This window comes from Sporomusa aerivorans, assembly GCF_041428895.1.
In the GTDB taxonomy this organism is placed as follows: Bacteria; Bacillota; Negativicutes; order Sporomusales; family Sporomusaceae; genus Sporomusa; species Sporomusa aerivorans.
On record NZ_CP156926.1, the window covers coordinates 3,456,210 to 3,474,301 of the forward strand.

Annotated in this window: 16 protein-coding genes; all 16 read left to right on the forward strand. The window is 47.8% G+C overall.

Annotation, left to right across the window (positions count from 1 at the left end; all coding sequences use genetic code 11):
- The first annotated feature begins 133 nt into the window (after nt 1-133).
- Complete coding sequence (locus tag SATMO3_RS16495; RefSeq protein ID WP_371370830.1) at nt 134-1,279, forward strand: D-alanyl-D-alanine carboxypeptidase family protein; 1,146 nt, start codon at nt 134-136, stop codon at nt 1,277-1,279.
- Between the two features lie 73 nt (nt 1,280-1,352).
- The gene (locus tag SATMO3_RS16500; protein ID WP_371370831.1) at nt 1,353-1,931 is read left to right on the forward strand and encodes a nucleoside recognition domain-containing protein; all 579 of its coding nucleotides are present in this window, start codon (nt 1,353-1,355) and stop codon (nt 1,929-1,931) included.
- A 103-nt stretch (nt 1,932-2,034) separates the two neighbouring features.
- The gene (locus SATMO3_RS16505; RefSeq protein WP_371370832.1) at nt 2,035-2,571 is read left to right on the forward strand and encodes a spore maturation protein; all 537 of its coding nucleotides are present in this window, start codon (nt 2,035-2,037) and stop codon (nt 2,569-2,571) included.
- A 108-nt stretch (nt 2,572-2,679) separates the two neighbouring features.
- Nucleotides 2,680-3,960 (forward strand): FAD-dependent oxidoreductase, encoded by a 1,281-nt coding sequence (locus tag SATMO3_RS16510; protein ID WP_371370833.1) that lies wholly within the window; start codon nt 2,680-2,682, stop codon nt 3,958-3,960.
- 14 nt (nt 3,961-3,974) lie between these two features.
- Entirely contained in the window at nt 3,975-4,958 is a 984-nt protein-coding gene (locus SATMO3_RS16515) for a hypothetical protein (protein WP_371370834.1), read from the forward strand.
- Between the two features lie 29 nt (nt 4,959-4,987).
- Entirely contained in the window at nt 4,988-5,722 is a 735-nt protein-coding gene (locus SATMO3_RS16520) for a pseudouridine synthase (protein WP_371370835.1), read from the forward strand.
- Between the two features lie 81 nt (nt 5,723-5,803).
- Nucleotides 5,804-7,048 (forward strand): NAD(P)/FAD-dependent oxidoreductase, encoded by a 1,245-nt coding sequence (locus SATMO3_RS16525; RefSeq protein ID WP_371370836.1) that lies wholly within the window; start codon nt 5,804-5,806, stop codon nt 7,046-7,048.
- 25 nt (nt 7,049-7,073) lie between these two features.
- The gene (locus SATMO3_RS16530) at nt 7,074-7,631 is read left to right on the forward strand and encodes a hypothetical protein (protein WP_371370837.1); all 558 of its coding nucleotides are present in this window, start codon (nt 7,074-7,076) and stop codon (nt 7,629-7,631) included.
- A 128-nt stretch (nt 7,632-7,759) separates the two neighbouring features.
- On the forward strand, nt 7,760-8,776 hold the full coding sequence (aroF, locus tag SATMO3_RS16535; protein WP_371370838.1) for a 3-deoxy-7-phosphoheptulonate synthase: 1,017 nt from the start codon (nt 7,760-7,762) through the stop codon (nt 8,774-8,776).
- Nucleotides 8,777-8,801: 25 nt separating this feature from the next.
- Nucleotides 8,802-10,100, forward strand: a complete 1,299-nt coding sequence (aroA, locus tag SATMO3_RS16540; protein WP_371370839.1) for a 3-phosphoshikimate 1-carboxyvinyltransferase — start codon at nt 8,802-8,804, stop codon at nt 10,098-10,100.
- A 14-nt stretch (nt 10,101-10,114) separates the two neighbouring features.
- Nucleotides 10,115-10,789 carry a (d)CMP kinase gene (cmk, locus tag SATMO3_RS16545; RefSeq protein WP_371370840.1) on the forward strand — a complete coding sequence of 225 codons (675 nt, stop codon included), beginning with the start codon at nt 10,115-10,117 and terminating at the stop codon, nt 10,787-10,789.
- On the forward strand, nt 10,782-11,393 hold the full coding sequence (locus SATMO3_RS16550; protein ID WP_371370841.1) for a lysophospholipid acyltransferase family protein: 612 nt from the start codon (nt 10,782-10,784) through the stop codon (nt 11,391-11,393). The genes cmk and SATMO3_RS16550 overlap by 8 nt, the downstream gene beginning before the upstream one ends.
- A gap of 7 nt (nt 11,394-11,400) precedes the next feature.
- Nucleotides 11,401-13,125 (forward strand): LytS/YhcK type 5TM receptor domain-containing protein, encoded by a 1,725-nt coding sequence (locus SATMO3_RS16555; RefSeq protein WP_371370842.1) that lies wholly within the window; start codon nt 11,401-11,403, stop codon nt 13,123-13,125.
- Nucleotides 13,118-13,882, forward strand: coding sequence for a LytR/AlgR family response regulator transcription factor (locus SATMO3_RS16560; protein ID WP_371370843.1), 765 nt, complete (start codon nt 13,118-13,120; stop codon nt 13,880-13,882). Before SATMO3_RS16555 ends, SATMO3_RS16560 begins: the two co-directional genes overlap by 8 nt.
- 225 nt (nt 13,883-14,107) lie before the next feature.
- On the forward strand, nt 14,108-15,964 hold the full coding sequence (locus SATMO3_RS16565) for a carbon starvation protein A (protein ID WP_371370844.1): 1,857 nt from the start codon (nt 14,108-14,110) through the stop codon (nt 15,962-15,964).
- A gap of 160 nt (nt 15,965-16,124) precedes the next feature.
- Nucleotides 16,125-18,086 carry a bifunctional 4-hydroxy-3-methylbut-2-enyl diphosphate reductase/30S ribosomal protein S1 gene (locus SATMO3_RS16570; protein WP_371370845.1) on the forward strand — a complete coding sequence of 654 codons (1,962 nt, stop codon included), beginning with the start codon at nt 16,125-16,127 and terminating at the stop codon, nt 18,084-18,086.
- The last annotated feature ends 6 nt before the right edge of the window (nt 18,087-18,092 follow it).

Below are 18,092 nucleotides of genomic sequence, written 5' to 3' on the forward strand. Positions count from 1 at the left end.
TGACTTAATTAATGCCAGTTTATTATTTACTGCCTGCCAAATTTAGACAAGCCTGGAAATCTCTTAACTTTGACCTTGAGATAATTTAATTATATAATATTGTTTGGCTTATCCTATACGAAAGGACTAGATTATGCGACGATTTGTTAATCTTGGAATACTTATGTTGCTATGTGTGGTATTGCCAACTACCGCACTGGCACAAACTGTTCCGCCGGAACTTACCGCCAAGGCAGCTATTGTTATGGAAGCAGCAACAGGAAAAGTACTTTATAGCAAAAATGCGGAAGAACGTCGCTACCCGGCCAGTACTACCAAGATTATGACCCTTATTACCGCACTGGAGTACGGCAAACTGGATGATGTTGTTACTACAAGTACCAATGCCGCCAGCACCGAGGGCTCGTCCTTGTGGCTGAGCGCAGGCGAACAGCTTAAAATGTTGGATATGTTATACGGCATCATGCTGATTTCCGGTAATGACGCTACTGTGGCCGTGGCCGAACATATAGCCGGTTCTACAGAGAATTTTGCCAAGTTAATGACCGAAAAAGCTCATTCTATTGGCGCTGTCAACAGCAATTTCACAAATACCAGCGGTTTACCGGATGAAAAACATTATTCCACTGCCCATGATCTTGCAAAAATTACGGCCTACGGTTACAAGAACAATTTGTTTAAACAAATTGTTTCTACCCAGCACAAAGTTATCCCCTGGCCCGGCAAAGACCATGACCGGGATTTGTATAATGAAAATAAAATGTTATGGCTATATGACAATGCCAACGGTGTTAAGACCGGATATACCGATGCCGCCGGTCGCTGTCTGGTAGCAGGGGCCAATCAGAACGGCATCCAACTCATAACGGTAGTATTAGATAGTGAGCATATGTGGGACGATTCCATTAAACTTTTAGATTACGGCTACACTCAGCTTACCCGGGTTTCGTTTATAGCCAAAGGCGACCTTTTAAAGACTGTCAAGGTCAACGAGGGTAAATCAGGGGATATCAGCCTAGTGGCTCTTCAGGATATTGTCCTGCCAATAGCCGAGAATGAACGTGATACATTTACAACAGTCATTGATGCTCCTAATAAGATCAATGCACCGGTTGTTGCCGGACAGAAGCTGGGTATCGTCAAGATTATGCATAATAATGTCGAAGTGGCCCGGACTGATCTGGTGGCTGACCAGGGCGTTGAGCGCAAATCATTCTTTGGATTGCTTTGGGGGTCTGTTTGGGGTTTTGTTAATTATGTTATCCGTAATTTTGCTTAAGGATGCCGTACGGCATCCCTTTTAGTTCTACATACATGGAATTTGTCATACCATCATAGTGGGTGATAAAGACGTGATTAACCTTATTTGGCTGCTCCTCATGGCCAGTGGGATTATTTATGCCGGGATAAATGGCAGAATTGAGGTCGTAACGGCTAGCGCAATTAGTGCGGCCAGAAATGCGGTTGAGTTATCCATTAATTTAATCGGTGTAATGTGCCTGTGGCTGGGCATTATGAAGATTGCTGAGTTATCAGGGCTAATTAAACTGATTTCTTATGTTTTAAGTCCAATCGTTGTATGTTTATTTCCGAGTGTTCCCAAACACCATCCCGCCATGGGAGCCATAATTATGACCATTAGTGCCAATATGCTCGGATTGGGCAATGCGGTGACACCGCTGGGCATCAAAGCCATGCAGCAGCTGCAGACTCTTAATCCCCGGAAAGATACTGCCACGCCGGCCATGTGCACCTTATTGGCCTTATGTACCACTGGCTTTACCCTTGTCCCCGCCACAATCATAGCCTTGCGTTCGGCGGCCGGATCAACAAACCCGACTGAAATAGTCGGATCAACCCTTATTGTCAGTCTTATAGCCACTCTCCTTGTATTAATTGTTGATCGTGCGTGCCGTGCTTTTTGGAAGTAATAAACGGGTACTGTTTCCATGTGTTTATAGCAACAAAGCGATAGCGATTGAAATGATGCTTCGGCAAGCTTTTCAACTGTAAAACACCAAAGGAGGGACAGCGGTGCTTTTAACGTTGTGCGAGCAGTTGTCGGTCTGGGCAATTCCCGTTGTACTGCTGCTCATTCCTGTCATTGGTTATTTGCGGAAAGTAAAAGTATACGAGGCATTCATCGAAGGGGCCGGCGAAGGTTTTCAGACTGCAATTCGCATTTTGCCATGTCTCGTGGCTATGCTTGTGGCTATTAGCGTGTTTCGAGCTTCCGGAGCCATGGATGCTTGTGTAGCTTTTCTGGCACCTGCGCTGGACATACTGGGTATACCGTCAGAGCTGGTTCCGCTGGCGATTATGAGACCGCTGTCAGGGAGCGGGTCACTTGGGTTGGCTACTGAACTTCTTAATACATACGGTCCTGATTCACTGGTAGGTAAAATTGCTTCCACCGTGCTTGCCAGTACTGACACCACCTTCTATGTACTTACTGTATATTTCGGCGCAATATCGATCAGCAATCCCCGCTATGCGCTGCTGGTCGGGTTATCCGGCGATATAGCAAGCTTTCTGTTATCTGTGTATATATGTCAATATCTGTTTGCGTAAACTGGTAACAAAATTGTTACCAGTTTTTTCTATATGGACGTTGGTGGCACTTCCACAATGCCCGAATACACTGTAATGTGATTTTAAAGCAGGAATGGAGGTAATTCCATGATTAAAGTAGTAGTGGTTGGCGGTGGCTGGGCAGGTTGTGCGGCTGCGCTTTCAGCCGCCAAGGCCGGAGCTCAGGTAGTTTTGCTGGAACGTACCGATTTATTGCTGGGGACCGGTCTTGTCGGTGGAATTTTCCGGAATAACGGTAGGTATACCGCCGCCGAAGAAGCTATTGCCATGGGCGGGGGGGATTTATTTGTCGCCATGGATGCCAACAGCAAGCACCGGGGGATCCATTTTCCCGGCCATAGCCACGCTTCGTTTTATGATGTCACTACTATGGAACCGTTGGTAAAAAAAATACTGCAAAACTATGGAATTGATATTAAAACCAGAACAAGAGTTTCCGGTGTCGTTAAATACGGCAAAAAAATTCAGTATCTAACCGATGATAATGATCAGATTATCAAAGGGGATGCTTTTGTCGACACAACCGGCACTTCCGGTCCCATGGGGAATTGTTTAAAATATGGCAACGGCTGCGCCATGTGCATACTCCGCTGTCCCACTTTTGGACCTCGTGTCAGTATTACCGCCAAAGCAGAAGTAAAAGAAGTTATGGGTAAAAAAGCCGACGGAACTTACGGTGCAATGAGCGGTTCCTGCAAAATTAACAAAGATTCTCTCAGTCCGGAACTAAAAGACCGGCTGGAGGCGGAAGGCATGGTAGTTATCCCGCTGCCGGAAAACCTAAAAAAATCAGGTATGCTCGGTAAAAAAGCGTGTTCTCAATATGCCATCGCAGACTATGCAGAGAATGTAGTGCTAATTGATACCGGCCATGCCAAACTTATGACACCGTTTTTCCCTCTTGATATGCTGAGGACAATACCGGGGCTGGAGCGCGCCCGTTATGAGGATCCCTATTCGGGCGGCGTCGGTAATTCCATACGGTATCTTGGCATTGCACCCTGTGATAACTCGTTAAAAGTCGAGGGAATTGAAAATTTATTTTGCGCAGGAGAAAAATCCGGTATTCTGGTTGGCCATACCGAAGCAGTGGTAACAGGGCTTTTAGCCGGCCACAATGCAGTTCGCTGCTGCATCGACATGCAGTATTTGGAGCTGCCTTTTGAACTGGCTTCCGGCGACTTTATCGCTTTTATTCATGAGCAAATGCTAACCGAAGAGGGAATTAAACTACGATACACCTTCTCAGGCTCCGTGTATTTTGAGCGTATGCAAAAACTGGGGCTCTATTCAGCTTTACGCGGAGAAATCAATGACCGGGTAATTAAGACCGGCCTGAACGATATCTACAATACCTGCCTGGTATAGAAGGAGGTATCCATATGCTTAATAAACTGATCACAAAGTGTATTGACATCAACTCAGCCTATTGTCCTTGCCTGCTTTCGGAGACAAACCATTGTACATTCTGCAGTCATTTGAAAGGGGAATCAGTATGTGACTGCAACTGGAGCGGAGTGTGCATACTATATGAAAAACAGTGGCAGCCGAAAAAGAAACAATGGCTGACAGATAGCGATGCTCCTGTGCGGCTCGAGACCACAACGGAATTTGCCAATAAACTAAAAATTGCTGATAATACATACCTATTAGATATTGAGGTTAGTTCCGAACTTGCCTCGGCGCTTGAGCGCTGCGGCTCATTCGTCTTCCTGCGCCGCCCCTTTGACCAACAGTTTTATCACTTTCCCGTTGGCGTTATGAAAATTGTGCAAAATACCATTCAGGTAGTTATCGAAGCTGTCGGCCCAAAATCGGCGCGGCTGCTGGCAGACGACAATAACCAGGTACTGGTACGCGGACCGTATTATAATGGTATTTTTGGTCAACCCTGGATTGACAACATAGATAATGGTAAAATATTATTAATAGTTGGAGGTATGGGTCAACCGCCGGCTGTGCCAATAGCAAGCCAGCTGGCGAAAAGGAATAATACCGTTCAAGCGCTCCTGGCTCCCGGTAAGATAGGTAAAACATTCATAACCAGCCAGCTTATTGAACTCGGTGTTACTGTTCAGGAAGTGGCCTCCATGCGCCAGTTTGGTATGCTGGCCTTGGCCGAAATTCTGAATGATGATGCCTCCCGGCCGGAGTTAATCGTTAGCGCCGGTCCTGATGACCAGCATTATGGGATTATTGCCGCCATGCACGCCGCCGGCGTCAATATTCCGATGGCTGCAACCAATAATACTACCATGTGCTGCGGCGAAGGCATCTGTGGCAGTTGTGCAAGAATCTCCCGCGACAACAAGCAGATTCGCACATGTAAAGTACAGACTGATTTTACTCAATTTATCCAGGAATAAACTAAGTTGAAAGTAGGAATCAAAACTCAATGTTAGAACGTTTGCAGAAAATAATCGCACAAGCAGGAATCTCGTCACGACGCGATGCAGAGGAACTCATCAAAGCAGGCCGGGTTACCGTCAATGGGAAAATAATTACTGAGCTTGGCACCAAGGTTGAACCCGGACGTGATCGGGTAGCTGTTGATGGTAAACCGCTAAAATCGGAAAAGTATGTTTATATTTTACTTTACAAGCCAAAGGGTGTGGTTACCACACTGGAAGATCCCCGGGGCCGTAAAACGGTAGCCAATCTTACTGCCGGTATTCCCGAAAGAATTTACCCAGTCGGCAGGCTTGACTATAATACCGAAGGGTTGCTCCTTATGACCAATGACGGGGAATTAACCCACGCCCTGACACATCCGAGTCATGAGATTACCAAAACCTATTTAGCCAAAGTGGAAGGGTACCCGCCTGAGGAGAAACTTGACCGCCTGCGGGCCGGCATCAAGCTGGAAGACGGAATTACTGCACCGGCCAAGATAAATGTAGTTGCTATCGACCGGGAAAAAGAGCTTACAACCCTGGAACTTATCATTCATGAAGGAAAAAACCGGCAAATTCGCCGCATGTGTGAAGCAATTGGCTTTCCGGTAAAGAATCTTAAGCGGGTTCAGTTTGCCTTTTTAACTTTGGAGGGGCTTCGCCGCGGGCAGTACCGCCAACTGCTTGCCGGTGAGGTGGAAGAATTAAAACGTTTGTCCCGAAAAAAGAACAATTGAAATTATTACCCTTATTTTCACGTAAATAAGGGTTTTTTTGATCAGTTTACCAGAATAATAAATTTAAAGTGAGTGTGAACTATGCGTCAAGTTCTTATAATCGGCGGCGGAGCAGCAGGACTTATGGCTGCCGTCGGTGCCGCTAAGCTGGGTGCCAAAGTAACCGTTCTCGAGAAAATGAAAGAAATCGGCAGAAAACTGCGAATAACAGGCAAGGGGCGCTGTAATCTGACCAATAGTTGTGAAATTGCCGAACTGGTGAAAAATATGCCAGGAAACGGATCTTTTCTCTACAGTTCCTTTCATGCCTTCAGTAATCAGGATCTAATTGATTTTCTTAACCAAGTCGGACTGCCTACCAAAGTTGAACGCGGCGGACGGGTATTTCCTGTCAGCGATCAGGCCAAGGATGTGATTGCTACTTTTTCCCGGGAGTTATCTAACTTACAGGTTACTGTACTTACAGGTCAGACTGTGAAAAAACTGTTAATTGAAAACGGCCGGGCGGCCGGTGCCATGACTGGCGAGACAGAATACCGGGCCGATGCCGTAATTATTGCGACCGGCGGCGCGTCATATCCCGGAACAGGATCATCGGGTGACGGATACCGGCTGGCTAAAGCCGCCGGCCATACCATTATTCCGCTCAAACCCTCGCTGGTACCACTGGAAGTAGCTGAAGAATGGGTAACTGAATTACAGGGACTGTCCCTTAAAAATGTTACAGCTGCCGTTTTTTGTGCAGGCAAAAAGATTGCGGAAGAGTTTGGGGAAATGTTATTTACTCACTATGGCTTGTCCGGGCCTATTATCCTGTCATTAAGCAAGAAAGTTTCCGAACAGTTCGCTGCTTTTCCAAACTGCGAGGTGACAATTGAAATCAACCTAAAACCCGCTCTTAATATGGAAACGTTGGACAAGCGTCTCCAAAGGGATTTTGCTAAATTTGCCAGAAAGCAATTGAAAAATTCTTTGCACGAGCTGCTGCCAGGCAAACTAATCCCTGTTGTTATCGATTTATCCTTTATTGATCCAGACAAGTTCGTGCACCAAATTACGAAAGAAGAGCGCCTTCGCCTCTTAGACGTGCTGAATCACCTGACTTTTACGATCACGCAGACCAGACCGGTGGCTGAAGCTATAGTTACCGCCGGGGGAGTCAGTACCAAAGAAATTCAGGCCCGGACTATGGAATCCAAGTTAATTCCGGGTTTGTTTCTTGCCGGCGAAGTTATAGATATCGACGGCTACACCGGGGGCTTTAACTTACAGGCTGCTTTTTCTACCGGTTATGTCGCAGGCCAGTCAGCTGCTGCCGGGAGTTAAAACCAACCATGACTAGGGGGTTAGTATGGAAAACAGGAATGACAGATTTCGCCGCCGGTATTTCAATAGTATTGACCAGCTGCTTATTAAACTGTCTGCAGCAGCGGTTATTCTGCTGCTGGTGTGCCAGGTTCTCCTGCTAAACAGCGATGCCCGCAGATACCTGTCCCTGGTTGACAAGCTGGAAGGAGAGCAGATTACTTCACCGGCAACTATGTACGCCGCCGATGTGCCTTTGCCGGATCCCGCCGAAGCCATGAACACTGTAAATAAAGTTTTCGCCAAATCTATGCGTTCCCTGCGGTCGGGGAAAGACATTACTATCCGAATGATAAACCCTCCGGCCAGTATAGATGCCGTAGTCACTGTAAACGGTAAAGCTATGGGGAATTTTTCAAAGGGAAAAGTAGATATCACACTGTATGACGGTGACTATATCGAAATCGATGCTACTAAAATAAAAAAGCCGGCTCAGTTCATTATTGACACCCATAAGAATGATATGGTATTTCCTGTGGATGGCATCTTACTTGAAGGCCAGAATAATCTCATTGTTGTAGGCAAAGTTATTTTTAGACGTTAAGGCGTTTACCCTGCAGTAACATGAATATCTAACAGAAACTTGGTAAATTGCCGCAGATTTTGGAGGAGAATTTTTACCGGGCAGGGAATTATATTTAATACATTTTTGGATAGTTGTGGAGGCCTGCTATGATTATAATGATGAATGCGCCCACTACCGACCAGGTTAACCGGGTAATGGATAAACTTCGTCAACTGGGTTTGGACGGTCATTCGATAACCAGCTCGGATAAAACAATTATTACCGCCAGTGGCGATCTATCTGCCTGCAATGCTGAATTATACGAAAGAATGCCCGGTGTTGACAAAGTAGTTATTGTGGAAACTCCGTACAAACTCGCAAGTCGTGAGTTTCAACACAAAAATACCGTTGTTACGGTTGGCAATGCCAGTTTTGGCGGCGAAAATATCCCCGTTATTGCCGGGCCTTGCGCTATTGAAAGTTATGAACAGCTCTATCAGACCGCGGTCAGCGCCAAAGCGGCCGGCGCAGCCATGCTGCGCGGCGGCGCTTATAAACCCCGTACCTCGCCTTATAGTTTTCAGGGGCTGGAAAAAGACGGCCTGGAAATAATGCAAGCAGTAGGGCTTAAAGTAGGGCTGCCCGTTATTTCCGAAGTAACCGACCCACGCAAAGTTGAACTTATTGCTGATTATGTCGATATGTTGCAGATCGGTACCCGTAATATGCAAAACTTCGTGCTGCTAAAAGAAGTGGCTTTAACCAAAAAGCCTATTTTACTCAAACGCGGTTTGTCGGCTACCATCGAAGAATGGCTGATGGCGGCGGAATACATCTTAGCAGGCGGCAACAATCAGGTGGTCTTATGTGAACGCGGAATCCGCACCTATGAGTCTTATACCCGTAATACACTTGATTTAAGTGCAGTCCCAGTCATCAAACATGTAAGCCATTTGCCTGTAATTGTGGATCCCAGTCATGGGACAGGTAGTTGGCGGTGGGTTAATCCGATGGCAAAGGCCGCATTGGCCGCTGGCGCTGACGGTCTCCTGATAGAGGTGCATCCCTGCCCTGAAGAAGCCCTGTCTGACGGACCGCAGTCCTTGACACCGGCAAATTTCACCCAGCTGATGACCGAACTGGAACTGCTTACCGCCGCACTCGGCCGGTCATTGAATAAATAGCAAATAAACAATGAGAGGGAGTACTATGGGAGAAATTATGAAGGTCAAAAAAACCGCCGGTTTAGTTGGAACTGTCCATATTCCCGGTGACAAGTCAATATCACACCGCAGCATCATGTTGGGCGGTCTAGCCGATACACCGATAACAATAACCAACTTTCTCCATGCAGCCGACTGCTGGTCAACAATTGGCTGTATGCGGGCCTTGGGCGTATCTGTCGAGCAAGATGACAAAGGAGTGCTCACAGTAAAGGGCAACGGTCTTTATGGTCTGAGGGAGCCGCAAGATGTGCTTGACGCCGGTAATTCAGGTACGACTTTACGGCTGTTAACAGGTCTCTTGGGAGTTCAGCCGTTCTTCAGCGTTATGACCGGGGATGCATCCCTCAGAAAACGGCCCATGGGCCGGGTAGTAACGCCACTCGCCAAAATGGGTGTAAGGATACTAGGCCGCGAACAATCCCGTTATGCGCCGCTAGCTATCAACGCCGCCGAACAAATTCAAGGCATAGAGTATGCTATGCCTGTTGCCAGCGCCCAGGTAAAATCAGCTATCCTGTTGGCAGCCTTATTTGCCAAAACCGCTACTGAAATTACGGAGCCTGTGCCTTCGCGCGACCATACCGAGCGGATGTTTGAGACTTTCGGCATACCTGTCCAACGGGCTGGCAGCGCCATTCGGCTTGAGCCTGTAAAGCGCCTTGCCGCACCCGAACAAATTAATGTCCCCGGCGATATAAGCTCGGCCGCATTCTGGCTGGTAGCCGCCTCGATTGTGCCAAACAGCCGGCTGGTATTGGTTAATGTCGGCATTAATCCGACCCGGACCGGTATTCTTGATATACTTATCCAAATGGGAGCCGACATTACTGTTACCAATGAACGGTGGAGCGGCCAGGAACCGGTAGCAGATATTGTAGTGCGGTCAGCAAGCCTGAGAGGAGTCACCATCGAAGTCGAAATGATTCCCCGGCTGATCGACGAAATTCCGGTACTGGCGGTAGCCGCTTTATTCGCCGAAGGCCAGACCGTTGTCAAAGGAGCAGAAGAACTTAGAGTAAAAGAAACCGACCGGTTAAAAGCCATTGCCCTGGAATTGGGAAAAATGGGAGCAAACATTACTGAGACCGCCGACGGGCTCAGTATTCTTGGACCGCAGAAACTTAATCACGCCGCCTGTTATTCTCACCATGACCACCGTATGGCTATGGCTGTGGCGGTAGCCGGTATAGCTGCACAAGGTGTTGAAATTCAAGAATCAGACTGTGTTAAAATTTCTTATCCTGACTTTTTTAATGTTTTGGCAGGCTTAAGACAGGACTAAGGGGAGGACCTGGTATGAAACGACTCACAATTGCCATTGACGGACCAGCTGGCGCAGGTAAAAGCACTGTTGCCAAACTCGCTGCCCAAGAACTAAAATATACTTATATCGATACCGGCGCTATGTACCGGGCGGTTGCCTGGCAGGCTCTGCAGCAGGGCAAGGAAACCACAGCCAAAGACATTGCCGGTCTGGCAAACAAACTTGACATAAAGTTGACCTATGTGGACGGAAAAACCAGGGTAAAGGTCGATGACCAAGATATTACCGAAGCCATCCGGACGCCGGAAGTAAGCCGCCTGGTGGCCAAAGTAGCTCAAGTTCCTGAACTCAGACAGGTTATGTTAACACTTCAGCGCAACATGGCCGGCCAGGGCGGGGTTGTAATGGATGGCCGTGATATTGGCACCCACGTATTACCGAATGCTGATATTAAAATTTTTTTGACAGCTTCAATTAAAGAGCGGGCCAGAAGGCGTTGGCAGGAACTGACTGACCAGGGGCATGCCGTTGATCTGGCCGAACTGGAAGCAGAAATTGCCAGCCGCGACAAAGCCGACTGCGAGCGGGAAATTGCGCCTTTAGTCGCCGCCAGTGATGCGGTTCATCTTGATACCACCCAGTTATCTATTGCGGATACGGTGGAAAAGATACTAGCTTTGGCCAAGGGGAAACTTGCCTGTGTATAGCTTGTTACGCATGGTCCTCAGTGTAATATTCTCGCTTGTGTTTCGCTGGAAGGTGTCGGGAGTTGAGAACATTCCGGCCGGCGGTGTTATTATTGCAGCCAATCATATAAGCCTGTGGGACCCGCCGCTTGTTGGCGCAGCCATTCCGCGGCGAATTCATTATATGGCTAAAGAAGAACTTTTCGCTCATCCATTATTTAGCTGGATTATTACCAAGCTGGGAGCCTTTCCGGTAAAGAGAGGCTCGGCAGACCGGACTGCCATCCGGACTGCTTTAACGCTCCTGGAAAACGGCTCGGTTCTCGGTATATTTCCGGAAGGGACGCGCAGTAAAGACGGTAAACTTGGTGCGCCGGAACCCGGCCTGGCCTTATTGGCGCGCAAAGCCGGGGTACCGGTTGTTCCTGCCGCTATTATCGGCACCAACCTGGTGTTTAAGAAAGGGCACTGGCTGCCTCGTTTTCAGGTTATTTTCGGCAAACCGCTTCATTTTAGCCGGGATGATTCAGCCAAAGAGTCTCTGGAGGGATTAAGTATAAGGGTGATGACTGAAATAGGCCGGCTGCTGTCCGAGGCAAATCATCCGGCTGATAGGCAGGGATAGAGTTTCAATGGAATGTAGTACTATTGAACTTCTGGCTGGAAACTTATCAATCATTCTCGTGCAACGCATTGCCATTATTGCCGTTATCGCCTATGTATTATCACATACCCGGGCTTTCCGCCTGATCTTTAAAGAAACTACCACAGCCCGCGAGAAATTGGCGCTGATATTTATTTTTTCCTTGATTTCGATTGCCGGCACCTACTTTGGAATTCCCATCGAAGGTGCCCTGGCCAATGTACGGGATACCGGCTCCATTGTCGCCGGTCTGCTGGCAGGTCCGCTTGTGGGTACAGTCACCGGGCTGATCAGCGGACTACACCGTATCTATCTCGGCGGTTTTACCGCAGCCCAATGCGGTGTGGCAACCATGATCGGCGGCGCATTGGCCGGCTATATTCACATACGTTCCAAACCTAAGGCACCGGAATGGATTACAGGCATCATTACCGGCGTCAGCGTTATCATGCTGAGCATGGGTTTTATCCTGGCTTTTGCCAAACCTTATGAAGCAGCCTGGTCGCTGGTCTCCCGGGTGGCAATCCCCATGTCTTTGGCCAATGCAATCGGTATAGCCATCTTTATGATAATAATTCATAACGCCAAAGAGCATCAGACAAAGATTGCCGCGTTGCAAACCCATAAAGCACTGAAAATAGCCAATGCTACCTTACCGCATTTCCGGCAGGGGCTCAATCCTATATCGGCAGAAAAAGTGGCAGTCAATATATTAAATATGACTTCCGCCGCCGCCGTGGCCGTAACCGATCGCGAACGGGTGCTGACTCATATTGGGCTTGGGCAGGATCATCATGCTGCCGGGATGCAGGTATTCACCAAATTAACAAAAGCCTGTCTGCAGCACGGTCAGGTTACTGTAGCACAAACTCAGCAGGAAATTGGCTGTACGCTGCCAACCTGTCCGCTAAAGTCGGCCATTGTTGTGCCGCTATATTGTCAGGAAGAGCTGGTAGGAACGTTAAAAATTTATTACGCACGGGAAGAGGCATTGACCGCGCTTGATATTGAATTTGCTCAGGGCCTGGGGCAGGTATTCGGCACGCAACTGGAGCTGTCAGCCCTTCAGCATAAGGCCGAATTAACAGCCAAAGCCGAACTTAAAGCACTCCGGGCGCAAATCAACCCGCATTTTCTTTTTAATGCCCTAAATACTATTGTCTCCTTTTGCCGTACTAATCCGGAAAAAGCCCGTAATCTTCTTATTGAGTTGAGCGATTTTTTCCGCCGCAACTTAAACTCTACCAGAGATTTCGTGACCTTGAAGGAAGAGCTTGAACATGTGGATTCCTACTTAACACTGGAACAGGCCCGTTTCGGCCAGCGGCTTACCATCGAAGAGAATATTGATGTCAATACACTTGATATATTGATCCCTGCCTTTACGCTGCAGCCGCTGGTAGAAAACGCCGTTAAACACGGCCTGTTGGCTAAAGCAGCCGGGGGTACAATTCAGATTTTTGCCAAAACAATAAAAAACCAGGTTCAGATAGCCATTTCGGATAATGGCCAGGGCATACCGCCTGCAATCCAGCAGCAGGTTCTCGAACACGGTTTCGGCAAAGGGGCCGGTATCGGCTTAACCAATGTGAATGAACGTTTGAAGGCTATATATGGTTCTAAACACGCGCTCACCATAAATAGTGTAGAAGGCGAGGGTACGACAATATTGCTTCGTATTCCCATTGACATGGAGGTTGTGGTTAATGGCTGATCAAGCACGCATCCTTCGGGTGATGATTGTCGATGACGAGGAGCCGTCCCGCAGCGAACTTAGATACCTGCTGGAACAACTGCAGGATATTGAGATTATTGGCGAATTTTCCAGTGGCGAAGCAGCAATAAAAGCATTCGCATCACTTAGGCCGCATTTAATCTTTATGGATATCGAGATGGCGGGAATAAACGGTATTCAGACTGCTGAGAAAATGAATATCGGTCCTGTTTTGCCATTGCTGGTGTTTGCCACAGCGCACGAAGAGTTTGCCGTCAAAGCCTTTGAACTTAATGCTGTCGATTATTTGCTTAAGCCCTTCTCTGCCAAGAGAGTCGGCAAATGTATCGAGAAAGTGCGGCTCCTGCTTAGCGATTCCGTACCGACCGACGCCCGGAAGCGCGAGACAGGCCAGCCAGCTTACAGCTTGCATAAGCTGGCTATTGAGCACAATGGCAAAGCTTCGGTAATTGATACAAAGGACATCGTGGCTGCCTATTGCACAGAAGGGCAGCTGTCCATCCGCACGGCAGATAAATGCTATTATACCAATATGCCGCTCCAGGATTTGCAGTCCCGTTTAGATGAACGTTTGTTTTTTCGCACACATCGCGCTTATTTAGTCAACATTGAAAAAATCCGGGAGATAATTCCCTGGTTTAACGGTACCTACAATCTTTTATTAGATGGATTTCCCGAAGAGATTCCGGTTAGCCGGCAACAGGTCCCTAAACTGAAAAAACTGTTCGGTCTATAAAAATATGTAATCTTGTAATATATTCATGTAACTGGCCAGGATGATAATGTAATTCATCCTGGTTTTTTGTCATTTCACAACATACTTATTGCTTGTTGATACTGTATACTGTACTATTTAGAATATATAGTAAATTCTAACAAGAGAGGAGAGGATATAAAACTCCGTTGCCAAACACCCAATAAAGTGTTATTTGTTTCAATATGAAAGGAGGAGGGTTTTTGAATGAATTCAGTCAGCCTGTTGGTAATATCCATTTGTGTTTATGTATTGGCTTACCGGTATTATTCGGCTTTTATTTCTGCCAAAGTCCTGGCGTTAAACGATGCAAATGTAACCCCGGCCTATCGTTGTAACGATGGCCGTGAATTTGTACCAACTAATAAATGGGTGCTTTTCGGTCACCATTTTGCCGCCATTGCCGGCGCCGGTCCGCTGGTAGGCCCGGTTTTAGCCGCCCAATACGGTTGGGGGCCTGGATTTATGTGGATCCTGCTGGGTTCCGTCTTTGCCGGGGCCGTTCATGATTTTATTATCCTCTTTGCTTCAGTACGTCACAATGGCCAATCACTGGCCGTTATCGCCCGCCGTGAAGTTGGCCCGTTGACAGGCGTTACCACCTCACTAGCCGTACTATTTATTATTATTGTTGCCCTTGCTGGTCTGGCTATAGTAGTTGTAAACGCCCTGTTTAAAAATCCCTGGGGTGTGTACACTTTGTTTATGACTATACCGATTGCCATCGCGGTTGGTCTGTACATGTTTAAAATTGCCCCTGGGTCAATCCGGTCCGGTTCCATTGCTGGTTTTCTCCTTGTACTGGGTGCCGTCTTTACCGGTCACTGGCTAAGTCCTGGGCAACCTTGGGCCGGTTTGGCAAGTATTTTTGATCTTACCAAACAGCAGTTATCGGTAGCTTTACCGCTATACGGATTCTTCGCCGCCGTTCTGCCTGTTTGGCTGCTCTTAGCGCCGCGCGATTATCTAAGTTCCTATATGAAAATAGGCACCGTACTGGCGCTGGCGCTTGGCATTCTTATCGTCCAGCCTGCTGTTAATATGCCGATGACTACCCGGTTTATGGACGGGGGCGGCCCCATCATCCCTGGTCCCTGGTGGCCGTATGTATTTATTACCATAGCGTGTGGCGCTATCTCAGGGTTCCATTCCCTGATCAGTTCCGGTACAACGCCAAAAATGATCGAGCTTGAATCACAAGCCCGGCTTATTGCTTATGGTGGCATGCTGACCGAAGGTTTTGTTGCAGTAATGGCCCTAATCTCAGCAGTTGTGTTAATGCCTGGCGACTATTTTGCCATCAACAGTCCGGCAGCCGTATTTGCTAAACTAGGCATTCCCACAGTGGAAATACAAGAGTTGTCACGGTTAGTCCAAATGGATGTTGCCCACCGTCCGGGCGGCGCCGTATCACTCGCCGTTGGTATGGCGCATATTTTTTCCACGATTGGCGGCATGAAGCACCTCATGAGTTACTGGTATCAATTCGCCATTATGTTCGAAGCCCTATTTATTCTAACCACGATTGATGCCGGTACCCGCGTAGCCCGCTATATCCTGCAGGATATACTGGGCACTTACCTGTATGCCCCGCTTAAACAGACTAACTGGTGGCCTGGCACGCTTTTCACCAGTGCTATTGTTACCTATTGCTGGGGATACCTGCTCTATAGCGGTGACGTAGCCAGCATTTGGCCGCTGTTCGGCGTTGCCAATCAGCTTCTGTCGGTAGTTGCACTCGCTTTGGGCACAACCATTATCTTAAAAATTGCTCCGAAAAAATCATATGCCTGGGTCACCTTTGCCCCGCTCATCTTCCTGTCTGTCACCGTAATTACCGCCGGGGTAATGAATGTACAAATGTTCTTTAAGCGTGGTGATGCACTAGGCAACACTAACGGTACCGTCAGTATTATCCTGATCGTCCTGGTAGTGATTACCTTGCTTGACTCGGTGAGACTGTGGTTACAGCTCTTAAAAAATGACAAGCCGGTTGGTATGAACACCGAAATTTCATTCCAGTCGTGCCCGGTTAATACTACCAAGCCAAACATTCCCAGCTAGCTGCCTGTATTGATTTAATATAACAGCCTAAAAGAACCGCCACTGCCGGAGGGATAACCGGGTAGTGGCGGTTTTCGTGTCTTTTTATTTGAAACACCTGACCAAAGGGTTTATAATAAATAAGGCGAATAATCCAAACACTACCAAGCAGGAGGCTTTCATGAAAATATATCTGGCCGAGCACCGGGGTTTTTGTTATGGGGTAAAGCGGGCAGTAGATATGGCTTTAGCCGCCGCTGAAACCCAGCAGCCAGCAGCTACCCTCGGGCCGATCATTCATAACCCGCAAATGGTCAATCGCCTCAAAGAGCAAGGCATACGTGAAGCTGATACCCTGGAAGATATTCCGGCAGGGCAAGTAATAATCCGCTCCCATGGTGTGGGACCCGAAGTGTATCACCAAGCTAAAGCTAAACAACTGGAAATCGTTGATGCAACCTGCCCGCATGTCAAAAAGGCCCAGCAGGCAGCCTATTCTTTGCTGCAGGCAGGCTATCAGGTAGTCATTATCGGCGAGCGGCGTCACCCTGAAGTGAAGAGTATTTTCGCCTGGTCAGATAGCACAGCTCAGGTGGTCGAAACGCCGGAGGAAGCCCGGGAAATCCCATACTTCCCCCGCCTGGGCGTAGTAGCCCAGACCACCTTTGCCGCTGACGATTTTAACGCAATTATTGCCATCCTACAAACCAAATGTGATGAACTACAAGTTGAGCGAACCATCTGCACTGCGACAGATCTTAGGCAGAAAGCAGCAGTGGAGCTGGCAAAAAAAGTGGATGTCATGCTTGTAGTCGGCGGTAAAAACAGCGCCAATACCGCCCGTTTGGCTAGCGTCTGCCATGAGGCAGGCTGTAAAGCCTATCACATTGAATCTGCTATTGAGCTGAAACCGGAATGGATAAGTTCTGTCCACAGCGTTGGTATTACGGCTGGTGCTTCAACACCCGACTGGATTATTGAGGAGGTATACAAAAAGATGGAAGAAATGAGTATAGGTGAAGTAGTGAATGTAAAAACAGGCAATATTGTAAAGGGTACTGTTGTCGGTGTTCGCCAGGATGAGGTATTTGTTGATATTGGCTATAAGGCGGAAGGAGTTATACCGTTGTTAGAGCTAGCTTTCCCTGTTCCACAGTCGGCTGCTGAGGCTGTAAGTGAGGGACAACAAATTGACGTGTTTGTCATTGATGCCGACAGCGCCGACGGACAGGTTAAATTATCGAAAGTCCAGGCTGACAGGATTACTGCCTGGGATAAGCTCGAACAAGCGATGACTGCCAAAGAGCCTGTCGCAGCTAAAATTACAGAAGTCGTCAAAGGCGGTACGGTTGCGGCAGTATTCGGTATACGCGGCTTTATTCCGGCCTCGCAGCTCGACACCAGATTTGTAGAGAACTTGGAAACTTTTGTTGGTCAAACAGTCCAAACCATTCCCATTGAAATCGACAGAGAAAAGCAAAAAGCCGTACTTTCACGCCGGCAACTCCTCCAAGCTGAAAAAGATGCCAAAGAAAAAGAATTATTTGCCAAACTGTCTGTGGGGCAGGTGTTATCCGGCAAGGTCAGCCGTTTGGCTAATTTCGGCGCCTTTGTTGATATCGGTGGGATTGATGGACTTGTACATATATCCGATTTATCCTGGCAACGGGTTAAAACGCCCCAGGAAGTGGTCAATGTTGGCGACGAGGTTAAAGTAGTTGTTCTTAAAATCGACCCTGAGGCAAAAAGACTGTCACTTAGTCTTAAAGATATTGAGCAGGATCCCTGGTTTACCGCAGCCGATACACTGGCGGTTGGTTCAGTGATAGCCGGTAAGGTAACTAAAATTGCCAAATTTGGCGTTTTTGTAGAATTGCCTCAGGGTATTGAAGGCCTGGTGCATATTTCCGAAGTTGCCGATCGCCGCGTGGTAAACGCCGAAGAAGTTGTAAGCCCCGGCCAGCAAGTGTCCGTCAAGATCATTAGCATTGATAAGGAAAACAAGCGGCTTAGCCTGAGTATAGCGCAAGCCGAGCAGGATAAGGAACGGGCCGAATACTGTGACTATCTGGAAAGCCAGGCCCCGTCCTCAGGTGTTACTCTTGGTGATAAATTTGGCCATTTGTTTAAACGGGAGGATTAGGAGCAA